This window comes from Kitasatospora sp. NPDC087271, from assembly GCF_044744605.1.
Taxonomy (GTDB): domain Bacteria; phylum Actinomycetota; class Actinomycetes; order Streptomycetales; family Streptomycetaceae; genus Kitasatospora.
In genome coordinates, this window is the sequence record NZ_JBIUYQ010000028.1 from 16,638 (window position 1) to 33,613 (window position 16,976).

General features: G+C 73.7%; 12 protein-coding genes and 1 tRNA gene. 10 read left to right on the forward strand and 3 right to left on the reverse strand.

Annotation, left to right across the window (positions count from 1 at the left end; all coding sequences use genetic code 11):
* Positions 1–304: 304 nt before the first annotated feature.
* From ACIO9K_RS32305 to ACIO9K_RS32315, 3 genes are all read left to right on the forward strand, one after another.
* Positions 305–1,501 carry an HpcH/HpaI aldolase/citrate lyase family protein gene (locus tag ACIO9K_RS32305; RefSeq protein ID WP_363620385.1) on the forward strand — a complete coding sequence of 399 codons (1,197 nt, stop codon included), beginning with the start codon at positions 305–307 and terminating at the stop codon, positions 1,499–1,501.
* Between the two features lie 162 nt (positions 1,502–1,663).
* On the forward strand, positions 1,664–4,102 hold the full coding sequence (locus ACIO9K_RS32310; RefSeq protein WP_400335136.1) for a phosphoribosyltransferase: 2,439 nt from the start codon (positions 1,664–1,666) through the stop codon (positions 4,100–4,102).
* Complete coding sequence (locus ACIO9K_RS32315; RefSeq protein WP_400335138.1) at positions 4,102–4,968, forward strand: HAD family hydrolase; 867 nt, start codon at positions 4,102–4,104, stop codon at positions 4,966–4,968. The genes ACIO9K_RS32310 and ACIO9K_RS32315 overlap by 1 nt, the downstream gene beginning before the upstream one ends.
* A 10-nt stretch (positions 4,969–4,978) precedes the next feature.
* Here ACIO9K_RS32315 and ACIO9K_RS32320 read toward each other — a convergent pair whose 3' ends face one another.
* Both ACIO9K_RS32320 and ACIO9K_RS32325 read right to left on the reverse strand, forming a co-directional pair.
* A complete protein-coding gene (locus ACIO9K_RS32320) occupies positions 4,979–5,209 on the reverse strand; it encodes a zinc ribbon domain-containing protein (protein WP_063347431.1) in 231 nt (76 codons plus the stop codon).
* Between the two features lie 115 nt (positions 5,210–5,324).
* Positions 5,325–6,692 carry a hypothetical protein gene (locus tag ACIO9K_RS32325; protein WP_400335140.1) on the reverse strand — a complete coding sequence of 456 codons (1,368 nt, stop codon included), beginning with the start codon at positions 6,690–6,692 and terminating at the stop codon, positions 5,325–5,327.
* A gap of 162 nt (positions 6,693–6,854) precedes the next feature.
* Here ACIO9K_RS32325 and ACIO9K_RS32330 point away from each other — a divergent pair.
* Positions 6,855–6,929: transfer RNA gene (locus tag ACIO9K_RS32330), tRNA-Val, on the forward strand.
* A gap of 205 nt (positions 6,930–7,134) precedes the next feature.
* On the forward strand, positions 7,135–9,708 hold the full coding sequence (locus ACIO9K_RS32335) for an ATP-dependent Clp protease ATP-binding subunit (RefSeq protein WP_400335181.1): 2,574 nt from the start codon (positions 7,135–7,137) through the stop codon (positions 9,706–9,708).
* Between the two features lie 54 nt (positions 9,709–9,762).
* Here the strand turns inward: ACIO9K_RS32335 and ACIO9K_RS32340 are convergent, their stop codons facing one another.
* On the reverse strand, positions 9,763–10,638 hold the full coding sequence (locus ACIO9K_RS32340) for a metallophosphoesterase (protein ID WP_363625211.1): 876 nt from the start codon (positions 10,636–10,638) through the stop codon (positions 9,763–9,765).
* A 225-nt stretch (positions 10,639–10,863) separates the two neighbouring features.
* On the opposite strand from ACIO9K_RS32340, the gene ACIO9K_RS32345 reads away from it, so the two are divergent.
* The 5 genes from ACIO9K_RS32345 to ACIO9K_RS32365 all read left to right on the forward strand — a co-directional run bounded on the left by ACIO9K_RS32345 (position 10,864) and on the right by ACIO9K_RS32365 (position 16,829).
* The gene (locus ACIO9K_RS32345) at positions 10,864–11,778 is read left to right on the forward strand and encodes a serine protease (protein ID WP_363580728.1); all 915 of its coding nucleotides are present in this window, start codon (positions 10,864–10,866) and stop codon (positions 11,776–11,778) included.
* Positions 11,779–12,039: 261 nt separating this feature from the next.
* Positions 12,040–13,530 carry a S28 family serine protease gene (locus ACIO9K_RS32350; protein WP_363625209.1) on the forward strand — a complete coding sequence of 497 codons (1,491 nt, stop codon included), beginning with the start codon at positions 12,040–12,042 and terminating at the stop codon, positions 13,528–13,530.
* A 140-nt stretch (positions 13,531–13,670) separates the two neighbouring features.
* A complete protein-coding gene (locus ACIO9K_RS32355) occupies positions 13,671–14,336 on the forward strand; it encodes a TetR/AcrR family transcriptional regulator (RefSeq protein ID WP_400335143.1) in 666 nt (221 codons plus the stop codon).
* On the forward strand, positions 14,320–15,954 hold the full coding sequence (locus ACIO9K_RS32360) for an acyl-CoA dehydrogenase family protein (RefSeq protein WP_400335145.1): 1,635 nt from the start codon (positions 14,320–14,322) through the stop codon (positions 15,952–15,954). Before ACIO9K_RS32355 ends, ACIO9K_RS32360 begins: the two co-directional genes overlap by 17 nt.
* Entirely contained in the window at positions 15,951–16,829 is an 879-nt protein-coding gene (locus tag ACIO9K_RS32365) for an amidohydrolase family protein (protein ID WP_400335147.1), read from the forward strand. The genes ACIO9K_RS32360 and ACIO9K_RS32365 overlap by 4 nt, the downstream gene beginning before the upstream one ends.
* The last annotated feature ends 147 nt before the right edge of the window (positions 16,830–16,976 follow it).

Here is a 16,976-nt window from a genome sequence, read left to right on the forward strand (position 1 = left end):
TTTGCCAAGACTTGCGCTTGTCGGGGGTTTGCCGGTGCTCGACCGGTGATCGGTGATCTGGACGGCGATGTTCCGGGAGTTCAGTGCCGAGGAACCGGGGACGGCCGGAATCCGTCCGTACGATGGGCGGTCCAAGGGCCCGCCGGGGTCGGGCGGAGGGGGGCCCGCCGGCGTCCGTCCGGGAACCACGGAGCCCCGTGGACCGGTTAACCATGGTGTCGCACCGCTGGATCGCGGTGTCGTCCCGCGCCGCCGCACGCCCCGGCAACGGACCGGTGGCCGTCAAACCTCTGAGGAGAGCACCTTGCGCCATTTCGGCCACCTCGCCGACGACGTACGCGGTCGCCTCTTCCTCGAACCGCCCCGGCCGTTCACGGCGCGGAGCGAGGCCGCGGTGCTGGCCACCGCCCTCGGCGGCACCCTCTACAGCCCCGCCACCCGGCCCGCGCTGGCCGCCGACATCCGCAAACAGGCTGCTCGGGGCGTGGTGTCGATGGTGCTCTGCCTGGAGGACGCGATCGCCGACCACGAGGTGGACGCGGGGGAGCGGAACCTGATCGAGCAGTTGAATGACCTGGTCAGGGATTTCACCGACTGCACACAAGGCCACCCCCTGCTCTTCATCAGAGTTCGAGCCGCCTCCCAGATCCTCGACCTGGCCGAGCGGCTCGGGCCGGCCGTCGAGCTGCTGAGCGGGTTCGTCCTGCCGAAGTTCACCACGGAGACCGGCGGCGCGTACCTGGCCGCCCTGGCCGCCGCCGAGGCCGCCACCGGGCGCCGGCTGTTCGCCATGCCCGTCCTGGAGTCACCCGAACTCGCCCACCTGGAGACCAGGCGCCAGCAGCTCTTCGGCATCGCCGACCTGCTCGCCGGGCACCGGGAGCGGGTGCTCGCCGTCCGCCTCGGCGTGACCGACCTCTGCTCCGCGTACGGCCTGCGCCGCTCGCCCGACCTCACCGCGTACGACGTCGCCCTGGTCTCGGCGGTGATCGGCGACGTGGTCAACGTGCTCGGCCGGGCGGACGGCACCGGGTACACCGTCACCGGTCCGGTCTGGGAGTACTTCCCGGTCCAGGAGCGGATGTTCAAGCCGCAGCTGCGCCGCACGCCGTTCGCCGAGGCCCCCGGGACGACCCGGGCCTCCGGCGAGGAGGTCCGCCGGCGGATCATCGAGCACGACCTGGACGGGCTGATCCGGGAGGTCGAGCTCGACCGGGCCAACGGCCTGCTCGGCAAGACCTGCATCCACCCCAGCCACGTCCCCGCCGTGCACGCCCTCTCGGTGGTCACGCACGAGGAGTACTGCGACGCCCGGGACATCCTCCGGCAGGAGCAGGACGGCGGCGGGGTCCTGCGCTCGGCGTACACCAACAAGATGAACGAGGCCCGGCCGCACCGGGCCTGGGCGGAGCGGGTGCTGCTGCGGGCGGAGGTGTTCGGGGTGGCCCGGGAGGACGTGAGCTTCGCGGAGCTGCTCGCGGCCTGCCTGTGCGGGGGGTGAGGGGGGGCTGCGCGCGGCTGAGAGGGGCTGTCCGCGGCTGACCTGAACGGCCCCACCGATCCGACCCGTCCGACCCGTCCGACCCGTCCGGCCGATCCGGCCGATCCGACTCCGACCGATCCGAAGACCGCACCACCGCACCATGCGAAGGCAGGACCAGCAGTGACAGCACAGCAGACGTGGACCGGCCGTTGGGTCGCCGACCGGGCCGGCATCGCCCTGACCGGATCGGACCGCCTCCCCGAACTCGTGGGCCTGGCCCTGCGTTCCCAGAACCCGAAGCGCGCCCACCTGCTGGTCTCCACCGTGCTCGGCAAGCACGTCCCGCAGCGGCCCGCGGTCGTCCACGGCGTCGGGCTCGAACTCGGCCGGAAGGTACGCGAGTTGCTCGGCGACGAGGCCGCCGCGCGGGCCGTCGTCCTCGGCTACGCGGAGACGGCCACCGGCCTCGGCCACAGCGTCGCCGACGGCCTCGACGCCCCGTACCTGCACTCCACCCGCCGCCCGGTGGCCGGCGTGCCCCCGCTCGGCGGCTTCGAGGAGGAGCACTCGCACGCCACCTCGCACCTGCTGCTCCCCGCCGATCCCGAACTCCTCACCGGTGACGGCCCGTTGGTGCTGGTCGACGACGAGTTCTCGACCGGCCGCACGGTCCTCAACACCATCCGTGAACTGCACGCCCGCCACCCGCGCGACCACTACGTCGTCGTCGCCCTGGTCGACCTGCGCTCCACCGCCGACCGCCGCCGGCTCGCCGACACCGCCGCCGAACTCGGCGTCCGGCTCGACCTGGTGGCCACCGCCAGCGGCGCCGTCCAGCTGCCCGCCGACGTCCTGGACCGCGCCGAGCGGCTGATAGCCGAGGCCGCCCCCGCCCCCGCCGCGCCCCCCGGAACGCCCGCACCGCTCGCCCGGGTCGACCTGGACTGGCCCGCCGGGCTCCCCGACGGCGGCCGGCACGGGTTCACCGCCCGCGACCGCGTCCGACTGGACGCCGCCCTGCCCCGCCTGGCCGCACAGCTGGCCGACGCACTGCCCGCCACGGCGCGGCGCGTGCTGGTCCTCGGCTTCGAGGAACTGATGTACGCCCCGCTGAGGCTGGCCGGCGCACTCGCCGACCGGCTGGGCGGCGACCGCGTCCGCTACTCCACCACCACCCGCTCGCCCGTCCTCGCCGTGGACGACCCCGGCTACGCCATCCGCACCCGCCTCGCCTTCCCCGCCCACGACGACCCGCAGGACGACGCTTCGCGCGAGCGCTACGCCTACAACGTCGCCCCCGGCAGCGACCCGGCCCGCCGGTTCGACGCGGTCGTGCTGGTGGTCGACGACGTCGCCGACACCCCCGCCCTGCGCGAGGGCGAGCGCGCCCTGCTCGGCCAGCTGCGGCAGGTCACCGACCAGGTGGTGCTCGCGGTGCTGCCCTCCCACCGGCCTTCCCCCCGGCCGTCTGGGCTGCCGTCCCCGTTGTACGGCCCGGCGTTCTCCTCCTACCGGCCCGACGAGGTGGCCTGGCTGCTCAAGGACCTCTCCGGCGTCCCGCTCGAAGCCCCCACCGAGGAGCGCGAGGAGGCCGTCCAGAACGGCGGCGCGCACTACGCCGAGTCGCTGCCGGTCGAGTACCAGCCCAGCCCCGAGTACCAGGAGCTGTTCCACCAGGCGCTGCGCGCCTCCGCCCGCCGCATCGCGCTCGCCGCCGGCACCGTCGCCGAGACCCTGCTGCGCGAGCGCGGCCCCGGCCTGGTGCTCGCCTCGCTGGCCCGGGCCGGCACGCCCGTCGGCATCCTGATCCGCCGCTGGCTCGCCCACGCCCACGGACTCGACACCCCGCACTACGCCGTCTCCATCGTCCGCGGCCGCGGCATCGACCCGGTCGCCCTGCGCTACCTGGCCGCCCACCACCGCGCCGGCGACGTGGTCTTCGTCGACGGCTGGACCGGCAAGGGCGCGATCACCCGCGAACTCGCCGAGGCCCTGGCCGGCACCGGATTCGACCCGGACCTCGCCGTCCTCGCCGACCCCGGCCGCTGCGCGCGCACCTACGGCACCCGGGACGACTTCCTGATCCCCTCCGCCTGCCTCAACTCCACCGTCTCCGGCCTGGTCTCGCGCACCGTGCTGCGGCCCGGCCTGATCGGCCCGGACGACTTCCACGGCGCCAAGCACTACGCCGAACTGGCCGGTGCGGACGTCTCCGCCGCCTTCCTCGACACCGTGGCCGACCACTTCGACGCCGTCCGCCCGGAGGCCGTCGCCGCCGCCGACCGGCTGTCCACCGCCCCGGACCGCGCGCCCGACTGGGCCGGCTGGGCCGCCGTCGAGCGGATCAGCACCGAGTACGGCATCGACAGCGTCAACCTGGTCAAGCCCGGCGTCGGCGAGACCACCCGGGTGCTGCTGCGCCGCGTCCCCTGGCGGGTCCTCGCCAGGCGCGGGGCCGGCGCCGACCTCGACCACGTCCGGCTGCTCGCCGCCCAGCGCGGCGTCGAGGTCGAGGAGGTGGACGGCCTGCCGTACTCCTGCGTCGGCCTCATCCACCCCCGCTACAGTCGGGGAGCGACCGGGGCCTCCGGTAGGACCGTTGTGGTGAAGGAGTCCTGATGAACGCCGATGTTCTCGTCGCCAGCGACCTCGACCGGACGCTCGTCTACTCCAACCGGGCCCTCGCCCTGGACGTCCCCGACCGGCTCGCGCCCCGGCTGCTCTCCGTCGAGGTGCACGACGGCAAGGCGCTCTCGTTCATGACCGAACAGGCCGCCGCGCTGCTCGCCGAACTCGTCCGGCAGGCCTGGTTCGTCCCCGCCACCACCCGCACCCTCGCCCAGTACGAGCGGATCAACCTGCCCGGCCCGACGCCCGGTTGGGTCCCCGCGTACGCGATCTGCGGCAACGGCGGGCACCTGCTCGTCGACGGCGTGCCCGACCAGGACTGGCGCACCGAGATCACCGCGCGGCTCGCCTCCGGTGCGGCCCCGCTGGAGGAGGTCGTCCGGCAGCTCGCCCTGAGCGCCGACCCGGAGTGGACGCACAAGCGCCGCGTCGCCGACGGGCTGTTCGCCTACCTCGTCGTCGAGCGCGCCGCGCTGCCCGCTGGCTGGCTCGACGAGCTGACCGGCTGGTGCGCCGAACGCGGCTGGACGGTCTCGCTCCAGGGCCGCAAGGTCTACGCCGTCCCCGCGCCGCTCAGCAAGAGCGCCGCCCTCGCCGAAGCCGTCCGGCGCACCGGCGCGACCACCGTGCTCGCGGCCGGCGACTCGCTGCTCGACGCCGACCTGCTGCTCGCCGCCGACGCCGCCTGGCGGCCCGGGCACGGCGAACTCGCCGACGGCGGCTGGACCGCCCCCGGCGTCACCGCCCTCGACGAGGTGGGGGTGGCGGCGGGGGAGGAGATCGTCCGACGGTTCCTCGCCCGGGTGGCCGCCGCTTCCGTCGCCCCTGCTGCCCCTGCCGCCCCCGTCGCTTCCTGAGCGGGAGCGGTCAGCCGCAGCAGCCGCCGCCGCAACAGCCCCCTCCGCCACCACCGTTGCCGGAGGGGGCCTGGCGCGGGGCGCCGCCCGAAGCGGAGCCGGTGACGGCGACGGCGGACAGCAGCTTCACGGTGTCCTCGTGGCCCTGCGGGCAGACGGCGGGGGCGCCGGCCTGCGCCATCGGGCGGCGGAGTTCGAAGGTGGCGCCGCAGGAGCGGCAGCGGAAGTCGTAGCGTGGCATACCGGCAGGGTACCCAGGCGGTGCCCTGCCGGCGGCCTACCGGTGTCCTATCGGTGGGTGCTGCCGGGGACGCTGCCGGTGTCCTGCCCGGCCGGCGCTACCGGTGCTACCGGTGCTACCTGTGCCCGCCCAGATCGCCGCGGATCAGCCCGATCACCTGCGCCGCCGTCTCCCGCACGCCCGCCAGCTCGGTCAGGAAGTGCCAGTAGTCGGGGTGCCGGCCAGCCGCTTCCAGGGTGGCCACGGCCCGGTCCAGCCGCGCCACCGCTTCGTCCAGCGGGGCGGCGTGCCGCGGGTCCGGCGCGCTGCGGCCCGTCATCGCCAGCCGCTGCGCGTCGCGCAGGGCGAACCGGGCCCGCTCCACCTCCCGGTGCGGGTCGTGCTGCACCTCGTTCAGCTGCCGCAGCCGCTCGTTCACCGCGACCACCGACCCGTCCGCGGTGTCCAGCAGCGCGCGCACCGTACCGATGGCGCCCGTCGCGTCCGCCCAGCGCTGCTCGTCCCGGGCCCGGGCGGCCTCGGCGAGCTTGCGCTCCGCCGCCCGCCCGGTCTCCGCGACCTGCTCCGACACCCGCTGGAGGTCCTGCCAGCAGGCCGCGCTGAACCGTCGGCGCAGTTCGCTCAGCGCCGGCTCGACCGTCTCCGCCTTGGTCTCCAGCGCCTGGATCCGGGTCCGCAGGCTCGCCACCCGCCGGTCGATCTCCCGTGCGCGCTCCGGCAGTTGACCGGCGTCGGCCGCGATCGCCTCGGCGCGCTGCCGCACGTCGTCCGCGCGTCGCAGCGTCGGCGCCACCCCGTGCCGGGCCGGCCCCTCGTTCAGCAACCCGAGCTCCGGCGCCAGTTCGGCCAGCCGGGCCGCCAGGTCGTCCGCCCGCAGCCCGGCGCCGCGCACCGCGTCCAGCGCGTTGCTCGCCTGGAGCAGCGCGCGCTTCGCCTGCTCCACCGCCGGGGTGACCCGCATCAGCTGCTGCTCCGCGCGCTGGAGGGTCGGCTGCAGCCGCTGGAGGAAGTCGTTCAGCTCCGCCCGGGCCGAGCCGAGCTGCCCCTTCACGTCCTCCAGCTGCCGCCGGGCCCGCGCCGCGGTGCCGGCGTCCAGCGCCTCGTCGTCCAGGTTGTACGCGTCCAGCGTGCCCAGGTAGTTCACGGTGACCTGGTCCACCCGGCCGGTGATCCCCGCCAGGTCCGCCAGCGCCCGGCGGGCCGTCGCCTCGTCCTCGGCCGCCCGGACGGTCTCCACCGCCAACTGCACCTCGCGCTGCGTCGAGTCCAGCTCGTAGAACGCCTCCTGCGCGGCGTCCCGGGCCGCCTTGGCATCCGCCCGCACACCCTCCCCGCCGCGCCGGCCCCACCAGCCGCCCGTCCCGGCCGAGGCCAGCCCCAGCGCACCCAGCGCACCCGCCAGCACCACCGGCACCACCAGTGCGTCGGCCAGCGCACTCCCCGCCCGACGCCACCCCCGCCCGCTCCCGCCGGCCACCGTCACTGCGCGCTCCCTGCTCCGACCCGCTGATCCACCCCCATTCTTCCCGATCGCCCCACCGCACCGGCACCCCCACCCGCCCCACTCCCCGACCACCCGCACCACAGCACCCCCCGGGACCAGGTACCCTAGGCAGTCGTCGTGCCCCCACCGGGCCGCGACAGGGGGCGCGTAGCTCAGTGGTAGAGCGCTGCTCTTACAAAGCAGATGTCGGCGGTTCGAAACCGTCCGCGCCCACCACCGTTCGGAGGGCCGGTCCCGGGAGACATGTCTCCCGGGACCGGCCCTCCGTCGTTTCCCGGGCCGCTCCGTCGGCGCGGCCGACGGGGCGGGGGAGTTGGGGGTGCCGTCAGGGGGCGGGAGGGGCCGGGGCTCGGGAGGCGGGGTGGGGCGGGCTGTGTTTGGGTGGCTGCACACCGCTTGGGAGAGGTGATCCTCCGTGACCATGCCCCCGTTCGGATCGAGCGATCCGTTCTCCGATCTACTCAGCCGCTTCTTCGGAATGAGTCCGATGGCCTCCCCGCCCGCCGTGCAGCGGGTGCCGATCGGGCGGTTGCTGAGCGAGTCCTCGCAGGAGCTGCTGGGGCTGGCCGCGCACCGGGCCGGCGAGGACGGGACCAGCGACCTCGACACCGGGCACCTGGCCTGGGCGGCCACCCGGGTGGAGCCGTCGCGCCGGATGCTGGAGCGGGCGGGGATCGACCCGGACCAGTTGGCCGGTGACCTGGAGCGGTCGCTGCCGTCCGGGGACGGGGCGGCGGTGGACGGCGGGCAGCCCGCGCTGACGCCGTCGGCCAAGCGTGCGCTGCTGGCGGCGCACGCCCGTTCGCAGGCGGCCGGGGCCTCGTACATCGGGCCGGAGCACATCCTCGGCGCGCTGCTGGACCAGGAGCGGTCCGGGGCGGGGACGGCGCTGCGCAACGCGGCGCCCTCGCAGGAGGCGCTGAAGACGGTGCTGGAGGGGCGCGGCGTCGGCGGGGAGCGCAGCAGCACGGGCGCGCACCCGAGCGAGACGCCGACGCTGGACGAGTACGGGCTGGACCTCACCGAGGCGGCGCGCTCGGGCCGGCTGGACCCGGTGGTCGGGCGGGCCGAGGAGATCGAGCAGACCGTCGAGATCCTCTCCCGCCGGACCAAGAACAACCCGGTGCTGATCGGCGAGCCGGGTGTCGGCAAGACCGCGATCGTGGAGGGGCTGGCGCAGCGGATCGTCTCCGGGGACGTGCCGCAGAGCCTGCGGGACAAGCGGGTCGTCACCCTCGACCTGACCGCCCTGGTGGCCGGCTCCAAGTACCGGGGCGAGTTCGAGGAGCGGCTGAAGAAGGTGATCGACGAGGTCACGGCGGCCGAGAAGAGCGTGATCCTGTTCCTGGACGAGCTGCACACCGTGGTCGGCGCGGGCTCCGGCGGCGAGGGGTCGATGGACGCCGGCAACATCCTCAAGCCGGCGCTGGCACGCGGCGAACTGAGCGTGGTCGGCGCGACGACGCTGGACGAGTACCGCAAGCACGTGGAGAAGGACGCCGCGCTGGAGCGCCGCTTCCAGCCGGTGCTGGTGCCCGAGCCGAGCGTCGAGGAGACGGTCGAGATCCTGCGGGGGCTGCGGGACGCGTACGAGGCGCACCACCAGGTGCGGTTCACCGACGAGGCGCTGGACGCGGCGGCGACGCTGTCCGACCGGTACGTCAGCGACCGCTTCCTGCCGGACAAGGCGATCGACCTGCTGGACCAGGCCGGCGCCCGGGTGCGGCTGCGCAGCCTGAGCGGCTCGACCGAGGCGACCGGGGTGCAGGACCGGATCACCAAGCTGAAGCGGGAGTTGGACGAGGCCGTCGCGGACGAGGAGTTCGTGCGGGCGGCCAACCTGAAGGCCGAGCTGCGGCAGACCGAGGACGAGCTGGCGGCCGTCGCCGAGTCCCGCGAGGAGGTCGTCGACGTGACCGCCGACGACATCGCGCAGGTGCTGTCGTCCCGGACCGGCATCCCGGTCGCGGAGTTGAACGCGACCGAGCGGGAGCGGCTGCTCAAGCTGGAGGAGCACCTGCACGAGAAGGTGATCGGCCAGGACGAGGCGGTCACCGCGGTCGCCCAGGCGGTGCGCCGCGGCCGGGCCGGGATGGGCGACCCGGACCGGCCGACCGGCTCCTTCCTCTTCCTCGGGCCGACCGGCGTGGGCAAGACCGAGCTGGCGAAGGCACTGGCGGCGCTGCTGTTCGGCGACCCGGACCGGATGATCCGCTTCGACATGAGCGAGTTCCAGGAGAAGCACACCGTCTCCCGACTGGTCGGCTCCCCGCCCGGGTACGTCGGCTACGACGAGGCCGGGCAGCTGACCGAGGCCGTCCGCCGCAAGCCGTACAGCGTGCTGCTCTTCGACGAGGTGGAGAAGGCGCACCCGGACGTCTTCAACCTGCTGCTCCAGGTGCTGGACGACGGGCGGCTGACCGACGCCCAGGGGCGGACGGTCGACTTCCGCAACACCGTGGTGATCATGACCAGCAACATCGGCTCGCAGCGCATCCTCGACCACGCCGGGAACGTGGACGAGATCCGCGACGACCTGATGCGCGACCTGCGCCAGCAGTTCCGGCCGGAGTTCCTGAACCGGATCGACGAGGTGATCGTCTTCCACGCGCTCACCCGGAAGGACCTGCTGTCGGTGGTCGACCTGCTGCTGGAGCGCAGCCGGCGCCGGCTCAAGGCGCAGGACGTGCGGTTGGAGGTCACCGAGGCGGCCAAGGAGTGGCTGGTCAACCGCGGGTACCAGCCGGAGTTCGGGGCCCGGCCGTTGCGCCGGACGATCCAGTCGGAGCTGGACAACCGGGTGTCCAACCTGCTGCTGGACGGCACGGTGCAGGAGGGCGACACGCTGATCGCGGAGGTGAGCGACGGCGACCTGGTGGTCACGCTCGCCCGGCCGGAGGCGTCGGCGACCTTCGAGGAGGCGCAGGAGAAGGCGCAGGAGAAGGCAGGGGAGGAGGCGGGGGAGGAGGCGGGGGAGCAGGCGCGGGGGGCCTGATCCGTCGGAGATCTGCCCCGCCGCCGGACGGTCGGGCGGCGGGGCAGCGCGCACCTACGCCTGCGGGAAGACCTCGCGCAGCAGCGGCTCCGGCAGCCCGCGCTTGCGCCACTCGCGCGGGTAGCCGAGCGAGACCTCCTCGAACGGGACGCCGTCGTAGCTGGTCTTGCGGGGGATGTGTAGATGGCCGTAGATCATCGCCGCGGTGTTGAAGCGGCGGTGCCAGTCCGCGGTCAGTTCGGTGCCGCACCACTGGGCGAACTCGGGGTACCAGAGGATCTCGGTGGGGTGGCGGACCAGCGGGTAGTGGTTGACCAGGACGAGCGGTACGTCCGGGTCGCAGGCCGCCAGCCGCTGCTCGGTCAGCCGGACGCGCTCGCGGCACCAGGAGTCGCGGTCCGGGAACGGGTCCGGGTGGAGCATCCGCTCGTCCGCGCAGACGATGCCGCTCTCGTAGGCGGCCGCCAGAGACTCCTCCTTGGTGGTCGTGCCCGGCGCGCGGAAGGAGTAGTCGTACAGGAGGAAGAGCGGGGCGATGCGGGCCGGTCCGCCGGCGCCCTGCCAGAGCGGGTACGGGTCCTCGGGGGTCAGCACGCCGAGGCTCCGGCAGAGGTCGACCAGGTGGTCGTAGCGGGCCACGCCGCGCAGCTGCACCGGGTCCTCGGGGTGGGTCCACAGCTCGTGGTTGCCGGGGGCCCACACCACGCGGGCGAAGCGTTCGGCGAGCAGCCCGAGCGCCCACTCGATGCTGGTGGTGAGCTCGGCGACGTCTCCGGCGACGAGCAGCCAGTCGTCGGGGCTGGTGGGCCGGAGCTTCTCCACCAGGTCGCGGTTCTCCTGGTAGGAGATGTGCAGGTCGCTCACGGCGAGCAACCGCCCACCCGCCCCCGTGGGCTCCGACGGCGCGTCGCTGCGGTACTCGGTAGTCACTCCTGCCCCCTGTGGTCACCCGTCCGATGTCGCCACAGTACGTGGCGGACGGGGGCCGTGGGGCGGGTTGACGCGATCGGCGGTGCGAAGGGAGGGGCCGGCGCACCGCCGCCACCGCGCGAACGAGCCATTGCGGCCGAAGTGCTTTCTTGGTGTCGTCTTGACTCTTGACAGTGAGTCATGTCCGCGACAGCTTTGGTGCACCCCCACACCGAGAGGTCTCTCATGAAGAAGCCGCTCATAGGCATGCTCGCCACCGTCCTGGTCGCCGGAGCAACCGCCCTCGCCGGCGCCCTCCCGGCCCAGGCCGCCACCGCGGAGGCCCCCGCCGCCGTGTCCGTCGCGGCCCGGGACGGCCAGTCCCTGAGCGACCAGGCCCAGGTCACCGACACCAAGGCGGCCCCCCGCGCCGTCAACTTCGCCGGGACGGTGGCGCTCAACAACTGTTCCGGTTCGCTGGTCCGGATGCCAGGCTCGGCCGCGAGCGACCCGGCCCTCGTCCTGTCCAACGGCCACTGCCTGGAGTCCGGGATGCCCGGCCCCGGCGAGGTGATCCTCAACCAGCCCTCCAGCCGGACCTTCACCCTCCTCAGCTCCAGCGGCAGCGGACTCGGCACCCTGCGCGCGACCAAGGTGGTCTACGGCGCCATGACCGACACCGACGTGTCGATCTACCAGCTGAACACCAGCTACGCCTCGATCCAGTCCCGGTACGGGATCGCCCCGCTGACCATCTCCGCCGCCCACCCCACGCAGGGCACCTCGATCAAGGTCGTCTCGGGCTACTGGAAGAAGATCTACTCCTGCTCGATCGACGGCTTCGCCTACCAGTTGAACGAGGCCGACTGGACCTTCAAGGACTCGGTCCGCTACACCTCCGGCTGCAACGTGATCGGCGGCACCTCCGGCTCGCCGGTGGTGGACGCGAACACCGGGCAGGTGGTCGCGGTCAACAACACGATCAACGAGAACGGCGAGTCCTGCACCCTCGACAACCCGTGTGAGGTCGACGAGAACGGCTCGGTGACGGTGCACCAGGGCATCGGCTACGCGCAGGAGACCTACGGCATCCCGGCCTGCTTCGCCGCCGGCAACCGGTTCGACCTCACCCTGCCCGGCTGCACCCTGGTCCGGCCCTGACCCGACCGTCGGGACGGTCCTGACCTGACCTGGCCGTCGCGAAGGCCCTGACCCGACCTGACCTGACCGGCGCCCCGCGCCCGACCGTCACGACGTGACGGAACCGGGGCGACCGCGCTGACCAGCACCGATCCCCGATGGGCCACCCGTGAACGGCGGGTGGCCCATTCGGCCGTCCACCGGGCGGCCGCCGCACCACCCGCGCCGCACTGTCGGTCCCGACAGGGCGGCAGTCATATCCGTGTGACCAATGGAGAGTTGATGACCACCACGCTGCGAAGGCTGCTGGTTTCCGTCCTGCTGATACCGCTGCTCGCGCTCGGCGGCCTGGCGACCCCGGCGCTGGCCGCCGGTGCCCAGGGCGCCGACGCCGCCGGGGCCGCCCACGGCCGGAGCCCCGCCGATGACCCGAATGCCGACATCAAGGACCGGCTGGCGGCGATCCCCGGGGTGACGATCACCGAGGAGAAGCCGACCACCACCGGCCACCGCTACTTCCTGCTCACCTACACCCAGCCGATCGACCACTTCCGCCCCTGGCTGGGCACCTTCCAGCAGCGCTTCAGCGTGCTGCACCGGGGCTACGACCGCCCGACCGTCTTCTACACCAACGGCTACACGCTGGGCACCAACCCGTCCCGCACCGAGCCGACCCGGCTGGTGGACGGCAACCAGGTGTCCATCGAGTACCGGTACTTCACCCCGTCGCGCCCCGAGCCGGCGGACTGGTCCAAGGCCGGCATCCGCCAGCAGGCCGCCGACTCGCACCGGCTGGTGACCGCGCTCAAGCGGATCTACCAGCAGGAGTGGCTCTCCACCGGCGCCAGCAAGGGCGGCATGTCCTCCACCTACTTCCGCCGCTTCTACCCGGACGACGTCGCGGGCACGATCGCGTACGTGGCGCCGAACAACACCGACGTCAACGACTACGCGGCCTACACCAACTTCTTCCGCACCGTCGGCACCCCCGAGTGCCGGGCCGCGCTGAACGCCGCCCAGCGCGAGCTGCTGGTGCGCCGCGACCGCCTGGAGACCCGCTACGTGGCCGACAACAAGGCCGCCGGCTCGACCTTCAACACCCTCGGCACGCCGGACCGGGCGTACGAGGCGGGCGTGCTCGACGTGGTCTGGGCGTTCTGGCAGTACAGCACCGAGGCGGACTGCGCCAAGGTCCCGGCCGCGGCCACCGCGACCGACGACGCGCTGTACGCGTGGTTCGACTCGCAGTCCGGCATCACCGGCAACAGCGACCAGTCGCTGGCGAAGTACACCGCGTACTACTACCAGGCCGCGACCGAGCTGGGTGCGCCGTTCTTCGACGTCTCGCACCTCAAGGGCGTGCTGCACTACGACTACAAGGAGCTGTACTCGGCCCGGTCGTACGTGCCGAAGGACATCCCGATCTCCTTCAACCCGAACACGATGCGGGACATCGACCGCTGGGTGAAGCACGACGCCGAGCGGATCATCTACGTCTACGGCGGCAACGACCCGTGGGGCGCCAAGCCGTTCAAGCTGGGCCGGGGCAGTGACGACAGCTACGTCTACACCGTGCCGGGCGGCAACCACGGCTCCAACATCGGCCAGCTGCCGGCCGCGCAGTCGGCGGAGGCGACCGCCAAGGTGCTGGAGTGGGCCGGCCTGGGCGACCAGGACGCCGCCCGCTCGCTCGGCAAGAAGCAGCAGATCCCGCCGTTCGGCCCGCTCGACGAGGAGGGCCTGAAGCTGGAGTCGCAGCGCCACCCGCTGTAGAGCGCCACCCGCTGTGACCGGCGGGCCGTGACACCGTGTGACGCCTTGGAGGAGGCCGTCCCCAGCCGGGGGCGGCCTCCTCGCGCATACGGCGGGGCCGACCCCTATCTGAAGAACTGAATCAGTGCTTCAATGCTTCTATGGCCTACCGACGCACGCCCGCCGTCCAAGCCCGGCTGGACACCCAGCGCGAGGCCGTGCTGCAGGCGGCCGTCCTGCTGCTCGCCGAACGCGGCTACGGCGGCTGCACGATGGCCGCCGTGGCGGACCGCGCCGGGATCGCCACCGGAAGCCTCTACCAGCACTTCGCCAACAAGGCCGAGCTGTCCGTGCAGCTGTTCCGCCGGGTGGTCACCCGCGAGATGGCGGCCGTCAACGCGGCCGTCGCCCTCCGGGAGGGCCCGCGGCAGCGGATCGCCGCGGTCGTCGAGACCTTCGCCGCCCGCGCCCTGCGCGCGCCCCGGCTGGCGTACGCGCTGCTGGTCGAGCCGGCCGACGCGGTCGTGGACAGTGAGCGCCTGGTGTTCCGCCGGGCGTTCCGGGACGTGATCGCCACCGAGATCGCCGCCGCCGTGGCGAGCGGCGAACTCCCCGAGCAGGACCCGGTGCTGACCGCCGCCGCGCTGGTCGGTGCGGTCGGCGAGGCGCTGGCCGGCCCGCTCGCGGCCGCGCCCGCGCCTGAGGCAACGGCCGCGCCCACACGGACGGCCGCGCCCACGAAGCCGGCGGGCACCACCGACGTGGTCCCCGCCCTGGTCTCCTTCACTCTGCGTGCCCTGGGAGGACGCGATGACAGCGACGCATGAGGTCACCAACCAGGTGCCCCTGCCGTACGGACACGACACCGCCGCCGATCCGACCCTGCTCGCCGCCCTGCACCGGGCCGGCGCCGGCTGGGCCGAGGCCGAGCTGCACGAGCTCGGCCGCCTGGCCGGCTCCGAGCAGGCCGCCGAGTGGGGCCGGCTGGCCAACGAGAACCCGCCCGTCCTGCGCACCCACGACCGCTTCGGCCACCGCGTCGACGAGGTCGAGTTCCACCCGGCCTGGCACGAGCTGATGCGCACCGCCGTCTCCCACGGCCTGCACGCCGCGCCCTGGCGGGACGAGCGGCCCGGCGCCCACTCCGCCCGGGCCGCCAAGTTCTTCGTCTGGGGGCAGGTCGAGGCCGGCCACACCTGCCCGATCTCGATGACCTACGCCGCCGTCCCGGCCCTGCGCGCCAACCCCTCCCTGGCGGGCGAGTTGGAGCCGCTGCTGGCCGCCACCACGTACGACTTCGGGCTGCGCGAGCCGCGCACCAAGCGCGGGCTGATCGCCGGCATGTCGATGACCGAGAAGCAGGGTGGCTCGGACGTCCGCACCAACACCACCACCGCGACCCCGCACCCGGACGGCACCTACCGGCTGACCGGCCACAAGTGGTTCACCTCGGCGCCGATGTCCGACCTGTTCCTGACGCTCGCCCAGGCGCCGGGCGGGCTCAGCTGCTTCATGCTGCCGCGCGTCCTCCCGGACGGCACCCGTAACCGCCTCCAGCTGATGCGGCTCAAGGACAAGCTCGGCAACAAGTCCAACGCCTCCGCCGAGCTGGAGTACGACGGCGCGGTCGGCTGGCTGGTCGGCGAGGAGGGGCGCGGGGTGGCGACCATCATCGAGATGGTCAACATGACCCGTCTGGACTGCACCGTCGGCGCGGCCTCCGGCATGCGCTACGGCGCCACCCGGGCCGTGCACCACGCCCTGCACCGGCGCGCGTTCGGCCGGCCGCTGGTGGACCAGCCGCTGATGCGCAACGTGCTCGCCGACCTGGTGGTGGAGTCCGAGGCGGCCACCGCCGTCGCGATGCGGCTCGCCCAGAGCACCGACCTGGCCCTGGCCGGGGACGAACCCGAGGCGCTGGTACGGCGGTTGGGCCTGGCGGTGGCCAAGTACTGGGTCTGCAAGCGCGGCCCGGCGCACGCCGCCGAGGCGCTGGAGTGCCTGGGCGGCAACGGCTACGTCGAGGAGTCCGGGATGCCCCGGCTCTACCGGGAGGCGCCGCTGGTGTCGATCTGGGAGGGCTCCGGCAACGTCGCCGCCCTGGACGCGCTGCGCGCCATGGCGAAGCGCCCGGAGACGGTCGAAGCCTTCCTCGGCGAGCTCGACGCCGCCGCCGGGGCGGACCGCCGGCTGGACGCGGCCGTCGCCGACCTGCGCAAGCAGCTCGCAGACCAGGCCGACCTGGAGTACCGGACGCGCCGGCTGGTCGAGTCGATGGCGCTGGCCTTCCAGGGCGCGCTGCTGGTCCGCCACGGCAGCCCGGCGGTGGCCGACGCGTTCTGCGCCACCCGCCTCGCCGGCGACCGCGGCTCCGCCTTCGGCACCCTGCCGTCCGGCGTCGACACCGCCGGGATCATCGACCGGGCCCGCCCGGTGCCGGCGTGAGCGAATCCCAGGGGGTCCGCGCGTTCTGGCAGTCCCTGGGCCTGCCGGGCCTCATCGACGTGCACACCCACTTCATGCCGAAGAACGTCCTCGACAAGGTGTGGGCGTACTTCGACGCGGCCGGCCCGCTGGTGAACCGGCCCTGGCCGATCACCTACCGCGAGGCCGAGGAGCAGCGCGTCCAGCGGCTGCGGGACTTCGGCGTCCGGGCGTTCACCTCGATGCTCTACCCGCACAAGCCGGGCATGGCCGGCTGGCTGAACGCTTGGTCGGCCGACTTCGCCGCCCGCACCCAGGAGTGCCTGCACACCGCGACGTTCTTCCCCGAGCCCGAGGCGCCCGGCTACGTGGCCCGCGCGATCGAGGACGGCGCCCGGGTGTTCAAGGCGCACGTGCAGGTCGGCGGCTACGACCCGGCGGACCGGCAGCTGGACGAGGTGTGGGGGCTGCTCGCCGAGACCGGCACGCCGGTGGTCACCCACTGCGGGTCCGGGCCGGTGCCGGGCGACTTCACCGGCCCCGGTCCGATCGGCGAGGTGCTGAAGCGCCACCCCGGACTGGTCCTGGTGGTCGCCCACCTCGGCATGCCCGAGTACCGCGACTTCCTCGACCTCGCCGAGCGCCACCCGGCCGTCCGGCTGGACACCACGATCGCCTTCACGGACTTCGCCGAGGCCGACGTCCCGTTCCCGCGCGCCGAACTGCCGCGCCTGCGCGGTCTCCAGGACCGCTTCCTGCTCGGCAGCGACTTCCCCAACATCCCGTACCGGTACGTGCACCAACTGGAGGCGCTGGCCGGGCTGGGCCTGGGGGAGGAGTGGCTGCGGGCCGTCTGCCACGACAACGCCGCCGAGCTCTTCGGGCTGCCGGGCTGAGGCGGCCGGTCGCCGGGGGCGCGGCCCTGAGCGCCCCGGCGACCGGTCTCGGCCCCGGGCCCTTACCTGCGGGGTAATCGACGCCCGGCGGCCGGGCGGGCAGGGTGGGGGGCCCGGCCGGCGTCACCGCCGCCGGGCCCCGTCCCC